Origin of the sequence: Acinetobacter sp. YH12144 (assembly GCF_013418345.1) — a bacterium.
GTDB lineage: Bacteria > Pseudomonadota > Gammaproteobacteria > Pseudomonadales > Moraxellaceae > Acinetobacter > Acinetobacter amyesii.
Genome location: NZ_VPCD01000031.1, coordinates 1 through 20,212 on the forward strand (window position 1 = coordinate 1; position 20,212 = coordinate 20,212).

Below are 20,212 nucleotides of genomic sequence, written 5' to 3' on the forward strand. Positions count from 1 at the left end.
GTTCCATTTTAGAGATTTGTTTAAGATAAGATATAACTCATTGAGATGTGTCATAGTATTCGTCGTTAGAAAACAATTATTGTGACATTATTTCAATGAGTTATCTATTTTTGTCGTGTACAGAGATATTTTATATAGATTAAAAATGCGAATGTATTTAAATAAAAACAATTAGATATAACTTTAAATTATAGAAAAATTAACTTTTTGTAATAAAAAATACTGAAATTTTATTGTTCAGGCTGCATAATGTGCGACTTTTCAGAAATAGTGCGAAACAGTACAGACATACACAATGTTCTGTCATTGAATTTGCTTCATTTGAGGCTGTTTCTCAGTTTAAAACTTTTAGCGATTTGTTAGTCATTTTGAGTTAATTTTTAAAGCTCAGACTTACTTATTTGAATCAGATGATGAATATTTTTCAAACTCTTTAGCTTGAGTCGTTGAATTGCATTATTATTGATTTGAAATTACAAAATGTAGTTGTATTTCAGACCATAAAGGCAGCTAATGCTGATAGAAGAGCTTTAAAAATATTCAAATAATTTTGGACAAATTATATGGAATTTAGTTTTAACGCGTTTTATACCTTAATCGCAGCGGTAATTGTGCTTTTGTTGGGACGATTTCTTGTTAATCGTATTGGATTTTTAGGTCGATACAACATTCCAGAGCCTGTTGCCGGTGGTTTAGTTGCCGCGATTATTTCTTTGGTGGTACACAGTCTTTGGGGCTATAGCATTACAACGAGTAGTGAATTACAAACGAGTTTCATGCTGATTTTCTTCGCTTCTATTGGCTTAAGTGCAAACTTTGCCAAATTAAAAGAGGGCGGAATCGGCTTGGTCATCTTTATCGTCGCTGTTGCTTCATTCATCATGGTGCAGAACCTCGTAGGTATCAGTCTTGCGACGGTGCTAGGTATTGACCCTCTTATTGGTTTGATTGCAGGTTCTATTACCCTTACCGGTGGTCATGGTACTGCAGGCGCATGGGGTGAAATTTTAGAAGTTCAACATGGCATTCAAGGTGCATTAGCCTTAGGTATGGCAAGTGCGACATTTGGTTTGATTATTGGCGGTATTATCGGTGGTCCACTGGCTAAGCTATTAATTAACCGCTATCAACTTGCAACGCCTCGTACTCATGAACAAATTGAAAAAAGTGATAACACTCCTCTAGCAGATATTAATTCAACAGAATATGTGCCGTTTGAATATCCGCATCGAGTTCGTCTCATTACAGCAGATAATGCGATTACCACATTAGGTTTATTTGCAGGGTGTTTAGCATTTGCGGACTTCATGACCGATTTTAGTAAAGGTACTGTATTTGAATTACCGACATTTGTTTGGGCACTGGCTGGTGGTGTAATTTTGCGAAATGTACTGGAGGGTATTTTCCGTGTACAAATTTTCGACCGCGCTATCGATGTATTTGGTAATGCATCTCTATCTTTGTATTTGGCGATGGCATTGTTGTCATTAAAGTTATGGCAATTATCCGATCTCGCTGGCCCACTTGTAGTCATTTTGGGTGCACAAACGCTGACGATGGCTTTGTATGCTGCTTTTGTGACTTTCCGTGTCATGGGTAAAAACTATGATGCTGCTGTTTTATCAGCAGGTCACTGTGGTTTTGGTATGGGTGCAACGCCGACGGCTGTGGCAAATATGCAAGCGATTACAAATATGTATGGCCCTTCACATAAGGCATTTTTAATTGTACCGCTATGTGGTGCATTCTTTGTTGACTTAATTAATGCGACGGTTATTCAGTTAATTCTCAAATTTTTCGCTTAATTCTACAAAGGCTCTAAATTAGAGCCTTTGTTTTTGTATTCGCATTTTAGGTATTGATTATGGATGAACAATTAAATGCAACTCTCATGGGCTGGGTCAAAGTTTTTAATGATCCACTTTGGGATTTCTTAGTCGTATTTTTAGTGGCTGTTGGTATTTTCTATACCTTAATCACTGGCGCAGTTCAGATTCGTCTATTTTTTCATAGTATTCAAGTGATGAAATCTAGCCGTAAAGAAGGCGATGATGAACATGGGATTACACCATTCCAAGCCTTTGTGACAGGGTTAGCCAGTCGTGTCGGTGTAGGTAACGTTGCAGGTGTTGCAATTGCGATTGCGATTGGTGGGCCTGGTGCGGTGTTCTGGATGTGGTTTACCGCATTTTTAGGGATGAGTTCAGCATTTGTGGAATCTTCACTTGCACAGCTCTTCAAAGTGCGTGATACGCAAAATCAGCAATTTCGTGGTGGTCCAGCGTACTACATCACGCAAGGCTTGAAGCAAAAGTGGTTGGGTGTGGTTTTTGCCATCGCGCTGATTTCAACTTACGGTTTTGTCTTTAATGCGGTGCAAGCCAATGCGATTACAGGTGCGACCTCACATGCGTGGGGCTGGGATAAAGCCAATATCATTTTAGACTTAGGTGGTTTCGGTTTCGAAATCTCTTGGGTGGGCTTGTTCTTGGTGTTCATTACTGCGCTGATTATTTTTGGCGGGATTAAACGAATCGCCAAAGTTGCAGAAAGATTTGTACCCTTTATGGCGTTGCTTTATCTCGCAGTTGCTTTCTATGTTGCATTTGCTAACTTTGCGATGCTCCCAGATATTTTCCAGTTAATTTTCAGTAAAGCCTTTGAATTTGATGCTGCGGCAGGTGGTTTTTTCGGTGCCATGGTTTCTATGGCAATGATGCAGGGGATTAAACGTGGTTTATTCTCCAATGAAGCGGGTATGGGCTCTGCACCCAACGCTGCGGCAGCATCAGATGTTAAACACCCTGTCAATCAAGGCCTAGTTCAGATGCTCGGTGTCTTTGTCGATACATTTGTCGTGTGTACCTGTACGGCGATCATTATTTTGGCATCTGGCTTGTATGAAAATGCAGGCTTTGAAGGCGTTGCTTTGACGCAAATGGCGCTTGAAAGCCAGATTGGCGCATGGGGAGATGACTTCCTTGCTATTATCTTGTTCTTATTCGCTTATTCTTCAGTAATCGGTAACTATGCTTATGCTGAAGGTAATGTACAGTTTATCAATAACAATCCTAAAGTGATGTTTATATTCCGCGTATTCGTCCTCATGATGGTGTACTTTGGTTCAATCATGAGTGTGCCCCTGATTTGGAACTTAGCAGACCTCTTCATGGGCGTGATGGCGAGTATTAACCTTTTTGCGATTTTATTGCTGACTCCATTCTTATTGATGTTGATGAAAGACTACACCTCACAGTTAAAACGTGGTGTAAAAGAGCCTGTGTTTAAAATGGATGAACATCCAAAATATAAGGATCGCGTTAATTCCGATATTTGGTAAAGTCAAAAATTAACTTTAAAAAGCTCCGTTGTCGGGGCTTTTTTTGCTAGACAATGTTTTGGATCTTGATGTGGAAATTCTGCTAGACACTGAAATTTTGACAGCCAATGACTTTCTAGGTTGTATGTCAATATAATGTGCATCGGTCAGAGGCATTAACGAATAATAACAGTGACGTGAATGTGGACTGATTAGACTACTTTTTCTCTTCAAATCTCGAGTTGCATTTGGAATATCTCTCAATGAAAAGCATAACTGTTTTGATGACTGCATTCGCAATCAGCCTTGTAGGTTGTCAAAGTGTGGGCTCAAAAACGGTCAGCGCTGAAACAACCGCACAAATTCGGACTTATACCCCAGCACCTGCTCAAGTGGCGAATAACCGCATTGACTTTAAAAAAGTGAAAAAGCAGGAAAAGCGTCCGATTGTTGCTTTGGTTTTAGGGAGTGGTGGGGCACGTGGTTATGCGCACATTGGCGCCATTCAAATACTTGAACAGCAGGGAATACACCCTGATTTTATTGTCGGAACCAGTGCGGGCAGTATTGTGGGTTCAATCTATGCATCAGGTAAAAGTGCCAATGAGTTAAGAGATATCGCTTTGAATATGAAAGCCAATGATGTTCGAGAAATACGTTTGGACAAAAAAGGCTTTTTTGACGGTAAAAAAGTTGAAGATTATATCAATGAGCAAGTTGATGACGTGCCTTTAGAGTTGCTAAAAACCCCAATGTATGTGGTGGCAACCGAGTTAAAGGATGGCAAAAAAGTCGTGTTCAACTATGGCAATACGGGGCAGGCCGTTCGTGCTTCGGTGTCGATTCCGAGTATGTTTATTCCAACGATTATTGAAGACAAAGAATATGTTGATGGTGGCTTGGTCAGTCCTGTTCCTGTGGACGTTGCACGCGATTTAGGGGCAGATATTATTATTGCGGTGGATATTTTGGCACGACCGATTCATACCGAAACGTCGAATGTTTGGGGCTTGTTTAACCAAAATATCAATATTATGCAAAATCGTTTAGCTCAAGAAGAGCTCAAGCGAGCAGACATTGTGATTCAACCTGATTTACGTGAAAAAGCACATATATTTGATGTAAAAGGTCGTGAAGTGACGATGCTTGCAGGTGAAGAGGCAACCTTAGAAAAACTTGGAGAGATTTCTCGGGTTTATGCTGAACATCAATATAGCAAGGGACATCATATTCCTTATTTAGCAGCCAAAGACTAGGTTGGTACGATCCGTAAATTGACATGCATCCTGTTCACCTAGCAGGGTGCATTTTTATTTCAGCTAAGCATTTTAATTTTTGCTCTCAGCTCTTCCCATGCTCAATAGTATCTAGTAATCATTAATATATTGGATGTTGATTGGTTTTAGGTCTTAATCAAAAGATTTGCCAAATATAAAAATCGTAATAATAAGAAAATATACAGTTAATTATTTGAAATTAATTAAGAAAATCATATTAATTGGTTTTACGTAGATTTTAAGAGTATATACCTATATTAGCGTTTTTATTCATGTGCTTACGTTTACCAATACTGTTGAAGTGTTTAGAATATCATCAGGTTATTAATACTTAAAACCAATAAATATTTTAAAGGTGGCTGTAGATGAAAACGCTTGATGTAGGACAAAAAGTAAATCTTGCGATGATGGAAGAGAGCGTATTTATTGTCACTCATGTACATGTAGATAATTCTTACACGCTAGAAAGTACCAATGATGGTGGACAAAAAACCAGCTATGACAACGTATCTTTCGAGATGTTAAAAGTCTTAGAAGATTAAGTTTAATGCCGTGCTATGTTGAATCGATGAACAACGCGTTTTAATGAATATGTTTTAAATATAAAACACAGCATAGCTTGGATTAAAAAAAATTGATAGATAGCGCGATAACTACTTGTTTATCGGGTGTATATCGTTATCAATATATATTTTACTGAATGATGGTATGATCACTATAAATAATAATGATGGTTTTTTTGCCGATTTGAACATTTAATTTTGATTAAAATCTATATAATAATCACATTAATCATTGTTATATCACGAGTCTAGAGAAACAAGATGTCCCCATTAGATCAAATTGCGAATGCACTAGACGACCAGTCAGAATTATCGATGTCAGTTTTAATGACTCCTGACATGGCGAATTTTTCGGGTAATGTGCATGGTGGAACGATTCTAAAATTGTTAGACCAAGTCGCGTATGCTTGTGCAAGTCGCTATTCTGGTAGCTACGTGGTGACACTATCAGTCGATAAAGTAAATTTTAAAGAACCAATTCACGTGGGTGAGTTAGTGACTTTCCTTGCAAGTGTGAACCATGTAGGTCGTACTTCTATGGAAATTGGTATTCGTGTTGAAGCGCAGAACATTCAAAAACGTACAGTGCGTCATACCAATAGTTGCTATTTCACAATGGTCGCTGTTGATGATCAAGGTAAACCAAAACAAATTCCGGCATTAAATCTAGATAATGACTGGAAACGTTGTCGCTTCGAAGCTGCGGAACATCGTAAAGTGGCGCGTTTACAGGAAAATCATCATCCTTCTTGCAGTATTTATAAAAAGTCGACACAAAGCTAATCGCTTTGGTGGCTGAATATTTGAAAAGATCGCTTAAGCGATCTTTTTTTATTCTGAAATTCGTCTGGAGAGTGCAGTAAGGATTTTAATTCCGAGTGTGCGACTAAAGTTTATTCTTCACAGCTCAGTTAATGATAGTCATTCAGTCCAATACTGTTTAATATAAAACGATACGTAGCGTTTCGTTTTTAAATTATGAGTGAAACTGAAAAAACTTCTCGGCGTAAGCAATGTATCTTACAAGCGGTCACAGATGCTTTGGCGGAAAGTGATTATCGAAGCATGACCATTGAAGATATTGCCGCTCGCGCAGGCGTTGGAAAATCGACGATTTACCGTTGGTGGAAGCATAAGTCCGATCTGGTTTTCGATGCTTTTAAAGCGCACACCGCCTCGGTGTTTGAACTCGATTTATCACAAAGTTTAGAGTTCAATCTAAATCAACAATTGCTCAAATTATCACGGGCTTTAAATCAGCACGTGGGTCGAGCATTGCTAGTGGTTTTGGCAGAGCATCGTGAAGCAGCAGGTGAGTTTTTTAAACAGTATTTGTTACCTCGACGTGAAGCGACACGTGAGCTGATCCAATTGGCCATTCAACGAGGCGAAATTCGCGCGGATTATCCTTTCGAACTCATGTTGGATATGTTGTATGGCCCGATTCATTATCAGATCATTTTCTTTAACACTCAGCCAGATGAAGACTATATCAAGCGACTGGTGCAGTTGGCGCTAAACCCGATTTTTACGGAGCACCAAGCCACGCGTAGCAGCGAGGCAATGACCTCATGACTACTCAACATCAGGCATCGTTATGGAACAAGTCTTTTGTTTTTTGTCTGTGTAATAACTTGTTTTTATTTAGCTATTACTTTGCGCTGCTGACCATATTACCCATTTATATTATGAAAGAATTGGGTGGTTCGATTCAGCAAGCGGGTATGGCTTTAACGCTGTTTTTGGTGTCATCCATTGCGATTCGTCCCTTTTCCGGCATGATTGTTGAGCGTTTTGGTAAAGCCAATTCTGTACGTATTTCAGGCTTTATTTTTGTCGTTTTTGCGCTGAGTTATTTGTGGATTGACAGCATGTGGTCGTTGTTGGTCATTCGTTTTTTACATGGTTTTTGGTTCAGTATATTAACCACGGTCAATGTTCCCATCGTAAATGATTACATCCCAGATCATCGAAAGGGCGAAGGCATGGGCTACTTTGTCATGTCGACCAACTTAGGAGTGGTGATCGGGCCATTTTTAGCGCTGAGTATGATTCAATCCAGCAGTTTTAGTACCTTATTTGCAGTATTAGCCTTATTGGTTGCAGTGGGCTATATTTTTACGTGGTTGGTTCAAATACAAGAACACGTACAGCATAAATCAAGTGATCAAGCGAGCCAATCCGCAGCCATCCAATGGCGTGATGTGATAGAAACACGGGTACTTGCCATCAGTTTTGTGGCATTGCTGACCGCATTTGCATATTCGAGTGTGATGAGTTTTATCACCGCTTATGCAGAGTTGAAGCATTTACTCGCTTATACCAGTATCTTTTTTATTGTCTTTGCTGTGTCGATGTTGCTCGTCCGTCCTTGGGTTGGCAAAGTCTATGATCGTAAAGGCCCGAGTGCAGTCATCTATCCATCATTTATTTGCTTTGCCATTGGTTTGGTGGTTGTGAGTTTTCTCACGAATCAATGGGTGCTTTGGATATCGGCAGTTTTTATGGGCATCGGCTACGGTTCAGTTTTCCCATGCCTGCAAACGGTCGCGATTCAAACGGTAGAAAAAGCCCGAATGGGACATGCGATATCCACCTTTTTTGCCTTGTTTGATATTGGCCTTGCTGTCGGTTCGGTCATTATGGGTGTGCTGATTGCATACTTTGGATTTCAGGCAACCTATTTATTTTGTGCGGTGATGGTGCTGTTCACTACGTGGATGTATCGTTTATTCGTGGCAAACCAATTTAAACGCAGTGCTTTAGGAGCTGAATAATGGAATTACGACATCTACGATATTTTGTTGCGGTTGCCGAAGAGCTAAATTTTACCAAGGCTGCGCAGCGAATGTGTACTGTGCAACCTTCTTTAAGTCAGCAAATTAAAGACCTAGAACAGGAAGTTGGGGTGCAATTATTGATGCGAACCAACCGAAAAGTTGAGCTGACTGCAGAAGGTCAGGCCTTTTTAAAAGAAGCGCGTTTGAGTTTAGAGCATGCTGAAAAAGCCATGATAGATGCGCGTCAAATTGCGCAGCTCAGTAAAGAACAACTGAATATCGGCTTTGTTCCTGTGGCTGAAATGAAGGTCTTTCCTTATATCATGCCAAATATTCGTGCTCAGTTTCCTGAGTTAAAAATTCATTTTCATAGTTTAATGGATGTCGATCAGATCAGTGCAGTACGTAAAGGGGAGATTGATATTGCCTTTACTCGTTATGTCGAAGAAAGCCCTGATATAGAATCTGTTCAGATTTTTACTGAGCCTTTGGCGTTGATTGTACCGAAAAATTCGCCTGTTGCAGAACAGCGGCATATCAGCATTAAAAACATGAATAATCAGGATTTTATTATTAGCGATGAACACTCATCACCTGAGCTATACCGAATTATTCAAGATTTCTTTAAGCAAAATAAACTGAATGTGAACTTGGTACAGCACTCGACCAATATTTTGTTAAATGTCAATTTGGTCGGTATGGGCGTGGGATGGAGTTTGGTGCCGTCTTATGTCATTCCATTGCTCGGTGATAAAATATTGGTTAAAAGTACAGTTGAACCCTTGCCGACCATTGGTCTGTATGCGAGCTATCGAAAAGATCGTAAAAATGATGCGATCGAATTGATTTTAAAAGTCTTAAAAGAGCAGTTCTATATGGGCTTTTTCTAAGCCTTTAAATATTGCCCTAAGATTTAAATAAAAAAATCCTGAATTAAGCGCTTCGGGATTTTTTATTTATCATATTTTTAATCAAAGACTCAATGATAAGTTGCCTTTATCGCTCTGATTTATTTAAACCATTTTTGTAAATAGGGTTTCATCACGCGGTAGGCAATCAAACCGATGAGTATAATCAGATAGAGTGGCCAAATCGTAATGAGAATAACCAGTAGGCTCAACACAAATTGCCAACCTTTTTGAATACCATACCACGCTCTTTGCCAGAAACTATCGCCATTTAACTGCGCAACAGCATCAAGGTTAATATCGATATGTTCACGGACAGTGGCAGGTTGAGTAAAGCCAATCACAATCGTGCTATAGCGGACACGATCTTGAACTTCTAAGCGAGTCAGGCGTGAGATTTCATTGACTTGCGCTGCTGCTACATGGTCTGGCACGACCGTTGTTTGCGACATTTTTTCTTCGAGTAGTTTTAGCTCATAGCGTTTTGCCGAATATTGCTGACGGTTCAAAAAATGCATAAGGGGCAACAGTTGATTAACGAAATGTGCAGCTTTTTCACTTGGCACACGAATGATCATTTCCGCTTGCGGATTTATTTTTTCAAAGATTTTAATTTTGCCGTCAGCAATCGGGTAGGATTGACTCTCTTGCACCACAAAGTCGATATTTTTCTGTTCAATAAAGCCACCTAAACTTAGCGTGAGTTTTTCAATTTCTAAGGCCGTTTTAACCACATCTTTCGACTCAAAACTGACATTGGCTTCTCGAACCATTTTACGAGAGGCTTCGGCTGGGTTGACCTGCTCATTTAAAATAGTTTCAGGTTTTTGTGTTGTTGCAGGCGTGGTAGACGGCTCATTGGAAGTGCTTTCCGCTGCTTGATCTTGCTGTGTACTGACTTGAGCAGGTTGTGCATCTGCGCTGGCTTCAGTTGCCATTTCTTCGGTTTTCTTGGAACAGCCTGAAATTAAAATCACCGTAAACATGGCAATTAAATATTTATTTTTCATCGATGTAGAGCTCAATTGTTTGATTATCAGAAAGTCGGAGTAAATACTTTTTGCTTTAAATATAAATTCAAATTTAGCGTAATTATTAGTCGGGCGTATTGTATCGGAAAGTGTTTAAAGCACGGATGAACGCAACATAATTCTACATAAAGCCGCGTATAGTAATAGACAGAACAACAAGGATGAAAATAAGGATATCTACAATGAACCCAGCAATGAAACTCTACAGCAATCCACGCTCACGCAGTAATACCATTCTGCCTTTATTGAAAGAATTAGACATCGAGTCAGAAGTTGAGATTATTGAAGTGCCATATGAAGAGATGCATCAAGCGGCATATCTCAAGATTAACCCCATGGGCAAAGTTCCCTGCTTGGTCGATGGTACTGCTGTGATCAGTGAAACTGCAGCCATCTTTAGCTATTTAGCCGATAAATTCAGTGACAAAGGTTTAGCACCCGCATTGGATGATCCAAAACGGGGTGAATATTTGAAATGGATGTTTTTCTGTCATGGTCCGCTGACTGAATATGGACATGAAAAATGTCGGCATTAGTACTGAGTTGATGGATGAAAAACGTGGCAGTTTGAGTTTTGGTAATGAAAAAATACTTTTAGATTTTATTAAAACAGGGCTTGCGCAGGCACAGCCATATCTGTTGGGGGATAAAATTAGCGCAGCAGATTTGTATTTAGCTTATTGGATGGTGTATGCCATTTCATTCAAAATATTGCCATATTTAGATGAATTTAAACCTTTTATTCAGCAGATTCAGCAACGTGAATCAGTAAAAAATGTGCATTGGTTTCAGTCGATTTAACTTGGATGCTTATTTGATTATTGGCTGAACGTGGCGTTGCTATATGTCTAATCATATAGCTCTTTCTTTGAGAACTACAAAGAAAGAGTTTTAAATATCAATCATAAGATACTAAAGCGATTTTAATTATTGCCTAGATAATGTATGGCAAATGTTGAGCTAAATTAAATAGACTCAATCATTGTTGGTTCTATTTAAAAAATCATCGGCTTCATCATCAGATAGAGGTGGGCCTAAATCTCTTTCAAGTTTGGCATATATTTCAAGCAGTCTTTTTTGATGTGGATCCATATCTAAGGCACGATGCTGCTGATATGTTAATTGATCATCAATCCAATCATAATCCTGAATCGTAGACCCGGCGAAACTGGTTTTCAAATGGAGTTTGTAATAACCAGAAAAGTTGTGTTTCTTGGTATCTAGACAGAGATAGGCGAAGGTAGACCAACCACTTTCGGGAAATTTAAGGCGAGTTCGGCAGGGCTTCTTTTCTAGTGTAAATGTGGGTGAATAGACTTGGCCTTTTAGAATGATATTTTTATCTTGACCAAAATATTGAGTTTGTAATGCAAATAAAGCAAGAATCACTGTGGTGAGAAAAAAGCTGGCAATGACTGCATAAAAAAATGAAATGTATAAATGGAAGGACAAAAAATTAGATTCTTCGTTTTTGTTCACATCTTTTTCTAAGCGTAATAAATAGCAATTCAAAGAAATAAGAAAACAGAGGCAAAAAACGAAAATAGCTAACCAACTATTGGCATGAAAATGATGTATCTCTACGAAAATGAGTGAACAGATAAAAATAAAGCCCAACAAACTATAAATGAATAATTTCTGAAATCTTTTTTGCATTTTGCGAAGCTTATAATTATGTATTGAACGATTATAGCATGCGATGTTTATAGTGATTATAGAAAAAAATCACCATGCTTTATGCATGGTGATTTTTAATTCTTGCAGATCTATTTAGATTATTAAGCATGCAATTTTGCAAACAATTGTTGGCTCACGCTGTCTAAAGTTTGTGGAATTGCAATCGCTGCAACAAAACGGTCTGGGCGAAGAATCGTAACAGATTCAGTGGTTTTACCAAACCAACCACGAATATCGGTACCAATATCACCAATCGTAATCACATTGTCGTACTTGGTGCGATTTTCATTGCTAAGCTGAACAGCAGGCAATACTTGGATAAATTTAACGCCCAATTTTTGCCATTTTTTCATGGTCGCATCTGACAGACCCCATTTCGGATCGACGCCCCAAGCAATGATTGCAAAGTCGTTACCGATGACTTCATCAAGTAGGACTTTTTCACCAGATTCAAGTTGAACATATGGTTGAATGAACATTTTACCCACAGGTGAATCTTTAACACCGTTATTGATCAATGCACCATCGTTGTACTTCGGCATTGGCTTGAAGCGCATTTCCAATAGATATTGTTTGATCGGTTTGATGTAATTGAGCGCATACGCGATACCATCACGCACGAAACCTTGCCATTTTTTTGGTGGCGCAAGGACATGACCCGCCATTACAGAAAGATCAATCATCGCTTTGGCATGATCTTTACGTTCAACTTGGTATGTATCTAAAAGCGCTGGGCCAGCTTTGCCTTGTACAACCATTGCAACTTTCCACGCAAGGTTGAACGCATCACGCATACCACTGTTATACCCTTGACCTTGCCAAACTGGCATGATGTGCGCAGCATCGCCTGCAAGTAAAATACGGTCTACACGGAATTTATCTGCAATACGGGCATTGTGGGTATAAACACGCTGACGAATCACTTCAATACCGTCGGTCGTTGGAAGCACTTTCGACAATAATTTGGCAATGTTTTCAGGTTTGCTTAATTCTTCTTGAGTCTCCCCAGGCATCACCATAAATTCGAAACGACGAATACCGTGTGGAAGAGCAGCAGATACATAAGGACGCACAGGGTCACAGCATAGGTAAATGTGTGGCGTTGCAAGTGGGTCATTATTGATGTCGATCACGATCCATTGGTTCGGTGCAGTTTTACCATCGAAGCCGATGTTGAGGGTACGACGTACCACTGAGTTACCACCATCACAAGCAATCAAATACTGCGCTTGAATTTTTTCAGCTTCACCGTCTTTATTTTGAATATTGAGCGTTACACCATTGGCATCTTGGCTAAAATCAGACAATTGACGAGAGAATAAAACATTTGTGGTTTCGTACTGTTTTAAACCTTGTAGCAGTACATTATCGACTTGCGGTTGAATAAAGGCATTACGACGTGAGAAACCAAATTCACGAGTGAGCGGTTGAATGTCTGCGAAACAACGACCTTTAGGGGTTAAGAAACGCATCGCGTGGTTCGGTGTTGTATGCGGTAACACTTGGTCCACTAAACCTAATGATTGGATGGTACGTAATGATTCATCATCAATACCAATCGCACGTGGGTAGTCAATCAGGCTGTCTAGTTGTTCAATCACAATGACTTTGACACCTTGCTTACTTAAGTAGTTTGCAATGGTTAAGCCGACAGGACCTGCGCCCAGAATGGCAACTTCCGTTGTGTAATTTGCTTTATTGCTCATGCGTAAACATCCAATCACTTCACATATGCCACTATTAAGTTCTAAACCGAGACTTTCAACAAGCTAGGCATAAGTCGAAACGATGAATCGAATTGTCGTGTTTTTTGAAGGGTTTTATTTTAAGTGAATGATATATATTTATTTATATGAAAATCATCAATCATTTTGAATGATTTATCAATCATTAAAATCTATTAATCAGTGGCTTTGAGCATAAAAAAGCCGAATCATTTTTCAATGATCCGGCGACTTTAATTCATTTAGCACAACATTCTATTAGTGAGGGATAAATGTTGAGCAGCAGACTAAATGAATTTAGCGTGTGGAGTACGCTATCCGTCTATTACTGAGCAGGTTGAGCTGGTGCAGAACCTTCAGCATTTGCTTCTGAAGCAGGTTGAGCAGCAGTACCTTCAGCAGCAGTTGTTTCAGTCGCTGGCTGTTCTTGAGTGCTAACCACTACTTTTTCTTGTTCAGGTGCTTCTTGTTTATCTTTGCTGGCAGCAAAACTTGTTGCAGCTGCAGCAGCTAGAGTAGAAGCAAGTAAAATTTGAGTTAATTTCATTTTGAGCATCCTTATATATTTTAGTAAGTCCTGAAAAGATCATCACGTCCATCAGGAGAGAACTCATGCTAAATCGAGAAAACCGAGTGATCAATGCGAGCAACAAAGTGAAACAAACTGGTTAACTGGATGAATACATAACCGTCCATCCTGTGTTTTAAATGTAAAAAAATATCGGAATCTTCATTTAACTTTGCAAGAAAAAATGACCAAATCGACTTCATGATTCATTCATTGTTTACATGATGATTACATCGAAGTCGTAATTAAGCTGAATCCAGAATTTTCACTAAAATCCAAATGTAAGGATTCTTTTCGATATGGCTATTTTTTTAAATATAAGAGTTAACTTTGCCAATAAAATGTGACCAGATATGTCATGCATTCATGCAAATGGAATAAATAGGCTGTTTAACAGCCAGATCATCATTCAATGCCTCGGATACTAGGCTGATCTATGCTTTAGGAAAATGAAGACGGAGAAATGAAGACTAGGCTTGCAGCATTTTTTTGAAATCATTATGGTAAAGGCCATCAATCATTGGCTATTTATTTGAGTGACTCACTTTTGAAATTAGTTTCTACCCACGGTGCGATTCCGGTTCATATTATTTCTGGCTTTTTAGGTGCGGGTAAAACCACAGTTTTACAGCAGCTATTAAAGCAAAAGCCAGCGGGCGAAACTTGGGCCGTACTGATGAATGAGTTTGGGCAAATCGGGGTCGATCAACAGATGTTGCCGCAAGATCAGGGCTTTGCGGTGAAGGAATTATTGGGTGGATGTCTATGTTGTAGCAGCCAACTGCCGATGCAAATTGCGTTGTCACGGTTATTGTCAGAGGTGAAACCCGACCGACTGTTTATCGAGCCAACAGGTTTGGGGCATCCTGGACAACTTTTGGAGCAATTGACTGAGCCACATTGGCATCCGCATTTAGCCATGCGGGCATTGGTGACCGTGGTTGATGGCTCACGCTTACATGATCAAGAGTGGACTTCGCAAAATCTGTATGCCGATCAACTCAAAGTGGCACAAATCGTGGTGGTGTCTCATGTCGATTGTATGAGTGATGCCGATCAAGCTGGTTTGGAACGACTCAAACAAGCGTATTTACCGTATCAGCAGCAATGGATCAATGTTGTCAAAGGTGATTTAAAACTGACACACATTGATCTCGCCTATGTAGGGAGTCCTCGTAAAATTCAGCCTTTATTGGCGATGCAAAAGCAAATGCCGGTTGATGTACCCACAGAAATTAAACAGTTGCCTTATCATTATGTTGAATCCGCTCAGGGCTATAGTGTCGCAGGTTGGAAACTCCCAAAACGTTGGATTTTCGACTTTTTTGAGCTGTTAGATTTACTCTGTGAGCAGCAAGATTGGCTACGGATCAAAGGTATTTTTCAGACAGACCAAGGTTGGAAAACCTTTAACTTTAATCCTGATCAGTTTAATTATCAGTCGAGCGAGGAAAGTATCGATAATCGTGTCGAAATTATTTACCAAACTGAACGTGAATGGCTCGAATTTGAAGATCGCTTAATGCAGTGTCGTATCGATGCCGATAAAGCGGAGAAATAAGTAAATCAACGCAGCAAAAGCTTGCTAAATCTTATATGCTAAGCGCCAAATTTGAGGACTTTACCATGGCGCTAAAAGCTACAATTTATAAAGCAGATTTGAACATTGCCAATATGGATGTACACCAATATGGTGATTATCAATTGACGATGGCTTTGCATCCTTCTGAAACGATTGAACGTTTGATGGTACGTGTCTTGGCATATGCACGCTATGCAGATGAAGCATTAGAATTTACCAAAGATCTTTTCGAAACAGACGAACCAGCGCTGTGGGAAAAAGATTTAACAGGTCAATTGGTGAAATGGATTGAAGTCGGTTGCCCTGACGAAGACAAAGTCAAAAAAGCCAGTGCTCGTTGCCCACACGTTGCTGTGATTACCTATGGTTCTTCAGTAGACGAATGGTATAAACGCAACAGCAAACTGAAAACCCTGAAGAATGTTGAAATTTGGCAATTATCTGAAGCGAGTACAGCTGCCATTCAAGAGTTATGCGAACGAACCATGTCTTTACAATTAAATGTGATGGATGGCGAATGGACTTTGATTGGTGATAAAGCTCAAGCGGTGATTGAATGGACACAATTGCAATAAGCATTTGATGTGATTTAACTCATCACGATGGATGTGAGTTCAGGCTTGCATCCTGACTATAAAATTCGGTATATCTACAAACAATGAGAAAATTTTAAAGATGGGGAGCAGCCGATGTACCCTGATTTTTATTTGTTATTTGTGGCGCTTATGATTGGCGCTGTCATTGGTGCGGAACGTGAGTACCGAAGTAAGTCGGCAGGTCTGCGCACCATGATTATGGTCAGTTTAAGTTCATGTTTATTTACTATCCTATCGTTACGTATCGGCGTTGATAGTCATGATCGAATTGCGGCCAATATTTTGACTGGCCTCGGCTTTTTGGGTGCGGGGGTAATTTTTAAAGATGAAAATCGAATTTCAGGCATTACCACAGCAACTACCATTTGGATGACCGCTGCCTTAGGCATGGCTGCGGGAGCGGGCTATGTCATGCTGAGCTTGATTGGTACGGTGATTGTGCTGATCGTTTTAATTGTTTTGATTTATATTCAAGCGTGGATTGAAGCGAAAAACCAAGCACGGAGTTATCGTATCGTTTGTCACTTTCGACAACAAACGCTGGATGACTATGAAGAGCTGTTTAAAACCTATCAAATGCAAGTGGTTCGTAGTGTGCGACATAAAACTGAACATAAAATCAGTGGGCGTTGGATCTTAATTGGCTCTGCGACAAACCATAGAAAATTAACTCAAGATCTAATGAATGATCAGGATATTCTGGAGCTCAATTTTTAACAGCGTATTTACTACGGCATCCAAAGTAATCCTGTTTATAATAGGGTTTTATTTTGATTGCGGCATTTGAGGTTGAGAGCATGAGCAAAGAATTAGAAATTATTGACTTAGTGGTAGGCGATGGTAAAGAAGCGGTTAAAGGCGCTTTGATTACAACACACTATACAGGCTGGTTAGAAGACGGCACTAAATTCGATTCATCACTGGATCGTGGTAATTATTTTGAAACGGTAATTGGTACAGGCCGTGTGATTAAAGGTTGGGATCAGGGCATCATGGGGATGAAAGTCGGTGGTAAACGTAAGTTAATCGTGCCATCACATTTGGCTTATGGTGAGCGTAAAATGGGCAATGTGATTCCTGCCAATTCAAATCTTATTTTTGAGATTGAATTGTATGATGTAAAAACGCGCGATTAATACAGTGACTGTTTTAGATCGATGACATGGAAGTTATTGATCAATTTGATAAAATAGTAGTTGTTATTTTTGTCTTTTACCGTAGATTAGAATAATTGCTCGAGTATAAACGCAGGAATCAAAGCCGTTGTCTTTACAGTTGCCTTGCACCAGATTGTTCTGGGTTCTTACCTTTATTATTTTTACATTGGCACTCACTGTATCGACTGCTCAAGCACAGTATGAAACTGCTCCTAAATCGTTTTATTTAAAATATCAAAACGAAGTTAACCAAATCTACTTCACGGAAGACACCAGTAGCCTCTTACAAGGCAAATGGTTGTTTTATCCAAATCAATTTTTAACGTCTCCGAGTTCGGTTCTAGTCGGTCAAACGGTCTATCTGCCTGCATCATTTAAAGACATCACAGGGGACAGTAAAGGTTTTGGGACATTTACTGGACATTTCCAAATTCCCAAACAATTTATTGGCCGACGTATCGCGGTCTTGATTCCAAATCAGTACGGTGCGTATCGGGTATTTTTAAATGGTGATGTGATCGTTCGTTTGGGCGAGGTGGGGCGTACTGAAGCAGAACAAAAAACGGAGAATGCACCGCGAATTGCCTATTTTGTGGCACAAGATGAATATTTCACTTTAACCATTCAGGCTTCAAGTTTTAACAGTATGCACGGCGGGTTTGAAAACCCGATGCGTATTGGTATTGCTAAGACAGTAAACCGCCAATTCCAACAACAAATGATGAGTATTGGAATGGTGTCGGGCGCCGTCTTGGGTGTGGGACTATTTACGATCCTATTTTCTGTTTTCCGAGGTTTACGCGGTCGCAATAGCCGAAGTAATTTGGTGTTTGGCTTATTTATTGTCTTTTTAGCATTCCATAATTTATTTTCAGCACCTTATGCCTATACCACTTTTACCGATATCAATTGGTTGTGGGGCACGCGATTAGAATATTTATTTACTTATTTGGCGTCGATTTTCTTTTTAAGTTATATCCACTTGCTCAGTCGTCGCTATTTATTTACCTTAAATTATCAGATCGCGATGTTGCTATTGTCTTTGAATATTTCAGTGACTTTTGTTTCGACGCCTGAGATTTTTCAGCCTTTGGCAACCTACAGCTTTGCTTATGTGATCGTTGTTCTGAGTAATTTTGCTTATGGTTTTTACGTAACACTGAAAAAGAAAGAACCGTATTCAAAATTAAATTTAATCGCGGTTATTTTCCTGTGCATTACTTTTTTAAACGACTTCTTGCTGATGATGAATTTGATTGATTCAGTCAATTTATCGTTCATTTCAACCAGTTTGTATGCCTTGTTGATCATGTTTCAGCAATCGCACCATTATGCACAGCAGTCGATGCATACCGAGCAGTTAAATAATAGTCTGCTTGAGCTAAACAGTTCACTCGATCAGAAAGTCAAAGAGCGCACCTTACAGCTCCATGAGCTGAATAAAAAATTAGAGCTACAAATTCGTATTGATGCCTTAACGGGGGCATTCAACCGCCGTGCACTGAATGCTGAAATTCAACGCTTATATTCGGAGGTCCGTTTTCATAGTCACCGAACATTGGTCTTTGCGATGTTAGATGTCGATTATTTTAAAAATTATAATGACCACTATGGACATCTTAAAGGCGATGAGGTGTTACAGCAGATCGTGAAAACCATGCAAAACACCCTGCCAAGTTCAGCCTATGTAGCTCGCTACGGTGGAGAAGAGTTTGCCATATTGATGCATGATGTTCCGTATGCGATTGCCCAAGAGCAATTACAATTGGTACTCGAAGCCATGCGTGATGAACAGCTTGAACATGTTAATCGGGGTGATGACAAAAATTATGTCACACTGAGTTTGGGCATGGCATGGATGGATAAGCAAAATGACTTCGAAAGTATCGAAGCTTTAATGAAGCATGCAGACTATTATTTATATATGGCCAAACAGGCAGGACGCGATCAACTTAAGCCTTGATACCATGAATTGTATAGGTTTAAAAACTCTGAGGTGATATCGCTAGTATTCTTTGCCAATCCTTATTTAGATTCATTTATCTTTAAATTCATCTATACAATCATCTTATTTGAAAATCTGTCCCTCTACGAACTTTATCTCTCTACTAGCAGAGTTGTTTGACTAATTTAAGAGGTACATCAGCAGGCTCAAAATCTTGATGTGCGACAAAGCCATATTTTTGGTAAAAGGCGAGTGCAGTATGGGTACTTTCTAGACTGATCTCGGTAATATTCTTTTTCCGGACACAGTGAATCATGTTTAACAATAACGCCTTACCAATGCCTTGGTACTGACGTTCAGGGCAAATATAGTTCAGTAAAATTTGTCCTTGATCACTGACTAAAATAAAGCCGACCACTCGATTATCACTGACGTAGACCCAACTGTCGTTGTAAAGCATCCACATTAGAATATTTGATTGATTTGCCTCCTCAAGCCAAGTTTGAATCACACTTTCATTACGTTGATGGTCCTGGATACATGAACGAATGCTGTTGTGAATCACGTGAATAATTTCGGGTATATCCTGAATTTGTGCTTCGCGTATCATAATTTTTTCTTTTTATAGAAAACTCCAACAGCCTGTCATTTCAGAAGATATCGCCTTGTGCTTAAAGAGGCTTCTTGTTGCGTTTTATGTTTTTTTGCAGCCATTGCGCCGTTGGGTTGGGTTTTTATTTCAAAATTGTTGCAAAATTTACAAATGTATATTTATAAGTTAATCGTTAAATACGGATAAATAACCACATAAATGCATCTAACTATACTGTTTTTAAAGTAATAATAGATCTTTTAGAAATGTATACATACTCAATGATTTCAGCAGGTGTAATAGTTTGAAATAAATTAGCAAAGAAAATAGGCAAGATTTCAGCTTTAAAATAGTTTTGTATGAATTTTCTCTGTACACGACAAAAATAGATAACTCATTGAAATAATGTCACAATAATTGTTTTCTAACGACGAATACTATGACACATCTCAATGAGTTATATCTTATCTTAAACAAATCTCTAAAATGGAAC

18 protein-coding genes and 1 pseudogene are annotated in these 20,212 nt (G+C 39.2%); 14 read left to right on the forward strand and 5 right to left on the reverse strand.

The genetic code is table 11. The features are described from left to right. Nucleotides 1-563: 563 nt before the first annotated feature. From gltS to FTU79_RS15480, 8 genes are all read left to right on the forward strand, one after another. Nucleotides 564-1,805, forward strand: a complete 1,242-nt coding sequence (gene gltS / locus FTU79_RS15445; protein WP_168379287.1) for a sodium/glutamate symporter — start codon at nucleotides 564-566, stop codon at nucleotides 1,803-1,805. 59 nt (nucleotides 1,806-1,864) lie between these two features. Further along, nucleotides 1,865-3,340 carry a sodium:alanine symporter family protein gene (locus tag FTU79_RS15450; RefSeq protein ID WP_180051245.1) on the forward strand — a complete coding sequence of 492 codons (1,476 nt, stop codon included), beginning with the start codon at nucleotides 1,865-1,867 and terminating at the stop codon, nucleotides 3,338-3,340. Nucleotides 3,341-3,582: 242 nt separating this feature from the next. Further along, nucleotides 3,583-4,575: a patatin-like phospholipase family protein gene (locus tag FTU79_RS15455; protein WP_218945489.1), complete on the forward strand. Its 993-nt coding sequence runs from the start codon at nucleotides 3,583-3,585 to the stop codon at nucleotides 4,573-4,575. Nucleotides 4,576-4,961: 386 nt separating this feature from the next. Further along, nucleotides 4,962-5,138: a hypothetical protein gene (locus FTU79_RS15460; RefSeq protein ID WP_180051248.1), complete on the forward strand. Its 177-nt coding sequence runs from the start codon at nucleotides 4,962-4,964 to the stop codon at nucleotides 5,136-5,138. Nucleotides 5,139-5,420: 282 nt separating this feature from the next. After that, nucleotides 5,421-5,942, forward strand: coding sequence for an acyl-CoA thioesterase (locus FTU79_RS15465; protein ID WP_078191431.1), 522 nt, complete (start codon nucleotides 5,421-5,423; stop codon nucleotides 5,940-5,942). A 195-nt stretch (nucleotides 5,943-6,137) separates the two neighbouring features. Further along, on the forward strand, nucleotides 6,138-6,734 hold the full coding sequence (locus tag FTU79_RS15470) for a TetR/AcrR family transcriptional regulator (RefSeq protein WP_168379283.1): 597 nt from the start codon (nucleotides 6,138-6,140) through the stop codon (nucleotides 6,732-6,734). Beyond that, entirely contained in the window at nucleotides 6,731-7,936 is a 1,206-nt protein-coding gene (locus tag FTU79_RS15475) for an MFS transporter (RefSeq protein WP_180007540.1), read from the forward strand. Before FTU79_RS15470 ends, FTU79_RS15475 begins: the two co-directional genes overlap by 4 nt. Continuing rightward, nucleotides 7,936-8,829, forward strand: coding sequence for a LysR substrate-binding domain-containing protein (locus FTU79_RS15480; protein WP_078191428.1), 894 nt, complete (start codon nucleotides 7,936-7,938; stop codon nucleotides 8,827-8,829). Before FTU79_RS15475 ends, FTU79_RS15480 begins: the two co-directional genes overlap by 1 nt. 119 nt (nucleotides 8,830-8,948) lie before the next feature. Here FTU79_RS15480 and FTU79_RS15485 read toward each other — a convergent pair whose 3' ends face one another. After that, entirely contained in the window at nucleotides 8,949-9,857 is a 909-nt protein-coding gene (locus tag FTU79_RS15485) for a DUF4349 domain-containing protein (protein WP_180051251.1), read from the reverse strand. Nucleotides 9,858-10,072: 215 nt separating this feature from the next. On the opposite strand from FTU79_RS15485, the pseudogene FTU79_RS15490 reads away from it, so the two are divergent. Continuing rightward, nucleotides 10,073-10,679 (forward strand): annotated as a pseudogene (locus tag FTU79_RS15490) (glutathione S-transferase family protein). A 174-nt stretch (nucleotides 10,680-10,853) separates the two neighbouring features. On the opposite strand, the gene FTU79_RS15495 reads toward FTU79_RS15490, so the two are convergent. From FTU79_RS15495 to FTU79_RS15505, 3 genes are all read right to left on the reverse strand, one after another. Beyond that, on the reverse strand, nucleotides 10,854-11,357 hold the full coding sequence (locus FTU79_RS15495; protein ID WP_180051254.1) for a hypothetical protein: 504 nt from the start codon (nucleotides 11,355-11,357) through the stop codon (nucleotides 10,854-10,856). 299 nt (nucleotides 11,358-11,656) lie between these two features. Next, nucleotides 11,657-13,261, reverse strand: coding sequence for a bifunctional 3-(3-hydroxy-phenyl)propionate/3-hydroxycinnamic acid hydroxylase (locus FTU79_RS15500; protein ID WP_180051257.1), 1,605 nt, complete (start codon nucleotides 13,259-13,261; stop codon nucleotides 11,657-11,659). A gap of 343 nt (nucleotides 13,262-13,604) precedes the next feature. Beyond that, nucleotides 13,605-13,826, reverse strand: a complete 222-nt coding sequence (locus FTU79_RS15505; protein ID WP_078191424.1) for a hypothetical protein — start codon at nucleotides 13,824-13,826, stop codon at nucleotides 13,605-13,607. A 568-nt stretch (nucleotides 13,827-14,394) separates the two neighbouring features. Between FTU79_RS15505 and FTU79_RS15510 the strand changes: the two genes are divergently transcribed. The 5 genes from FTU79_RS15510 to FTU79_RS15530 all read left to right on the forward strand — a co-directional run bounded on the left by FTU79_RS15510 (nucleotide 14,395) and on the right by FTU79_RS15530 (nucleotide 19,145). Next, nucleotides 14,395-15,408 (forward strand): GTP-binding protein, encoded by a 1,014-nt coding sequence (locus FTU79_RS15510; protein WP_180007544.1) that lies wholly within the window; start codon nucleotides 14,395-14,397, stop codon nucleotides 15,406-15,408. Between the two features lie 65 nt (nucleotides 15,409-15,473). Beyond that, complete coding sequence (locus tag FTU79_RS15515; protein ID WP_078191423.1) at nucleotides 15,474-16,004, forward strand: YaeQ family protein; 531 nt, start codon at nucleotides 15,474-15,476, stop codon at nucleotides 16,002-16,004. Nucleotides 16,005-16,118: 114 nt separating this feature from the next. Further along, nucleotides 16,119-16,742, forward strand: coding sequence for an MgtC/SapB family protein (locus FTU79_RS15520; protein ID WP_180005309.1), 624 nt, complete (start codon nucleotides 16,119-16,121; stop codon nucleotides 16,740-16,742). A gap of 80 nt (nucleotides 16,743-16,822) precedes the next feature. Then, nucleotides 16,823-17,161: an FKBP-type peptidyl-prolyl cis-trans isomerase gene (locus FTU79_RS15525; RefSeq protein ID WP_180051260.1), complete on the forward strand. Its 339-nt coding sequence runs from the start codon at nucleotides 16,823-16,825 to the stop codon at nucleotides 17,159-17,161. Nucleotides 17,162-17,348: 187 nt separating this feature from the next. Then, complete coding sequence (locus tag FTU79_RS15530; RefSeq protein WP_180051263.1) at nucleotides 17,349-19,145, forward strand: diguanylate cyclase domain-containing protein; 1,797 nt, start codon at nucleotides 17,349-17,351, stop codon at nucleotides 19,143-19,145. A gap of 145 nt (nucleotides 19,146-19,290) precedes the next feature. Here FTU79_RS15530 and FTU79_RS15535 read toward each other — a convergent pair whose 3' ends face one another. Then, nucleotides 19,291-19,737: a GNAT family N-acetyltransferase gene (locus FTU79_RS15535; protein ID WP_180007547.1), complete on the reverse strand. Its 447-nt coding sequence runs from the start codon at nucleotides 19,735-19,737 to the stop codon at nucleotides 19,291-19,293. Nucleotides 19,738-20,212: the final 475 nt, after the last annotated feature.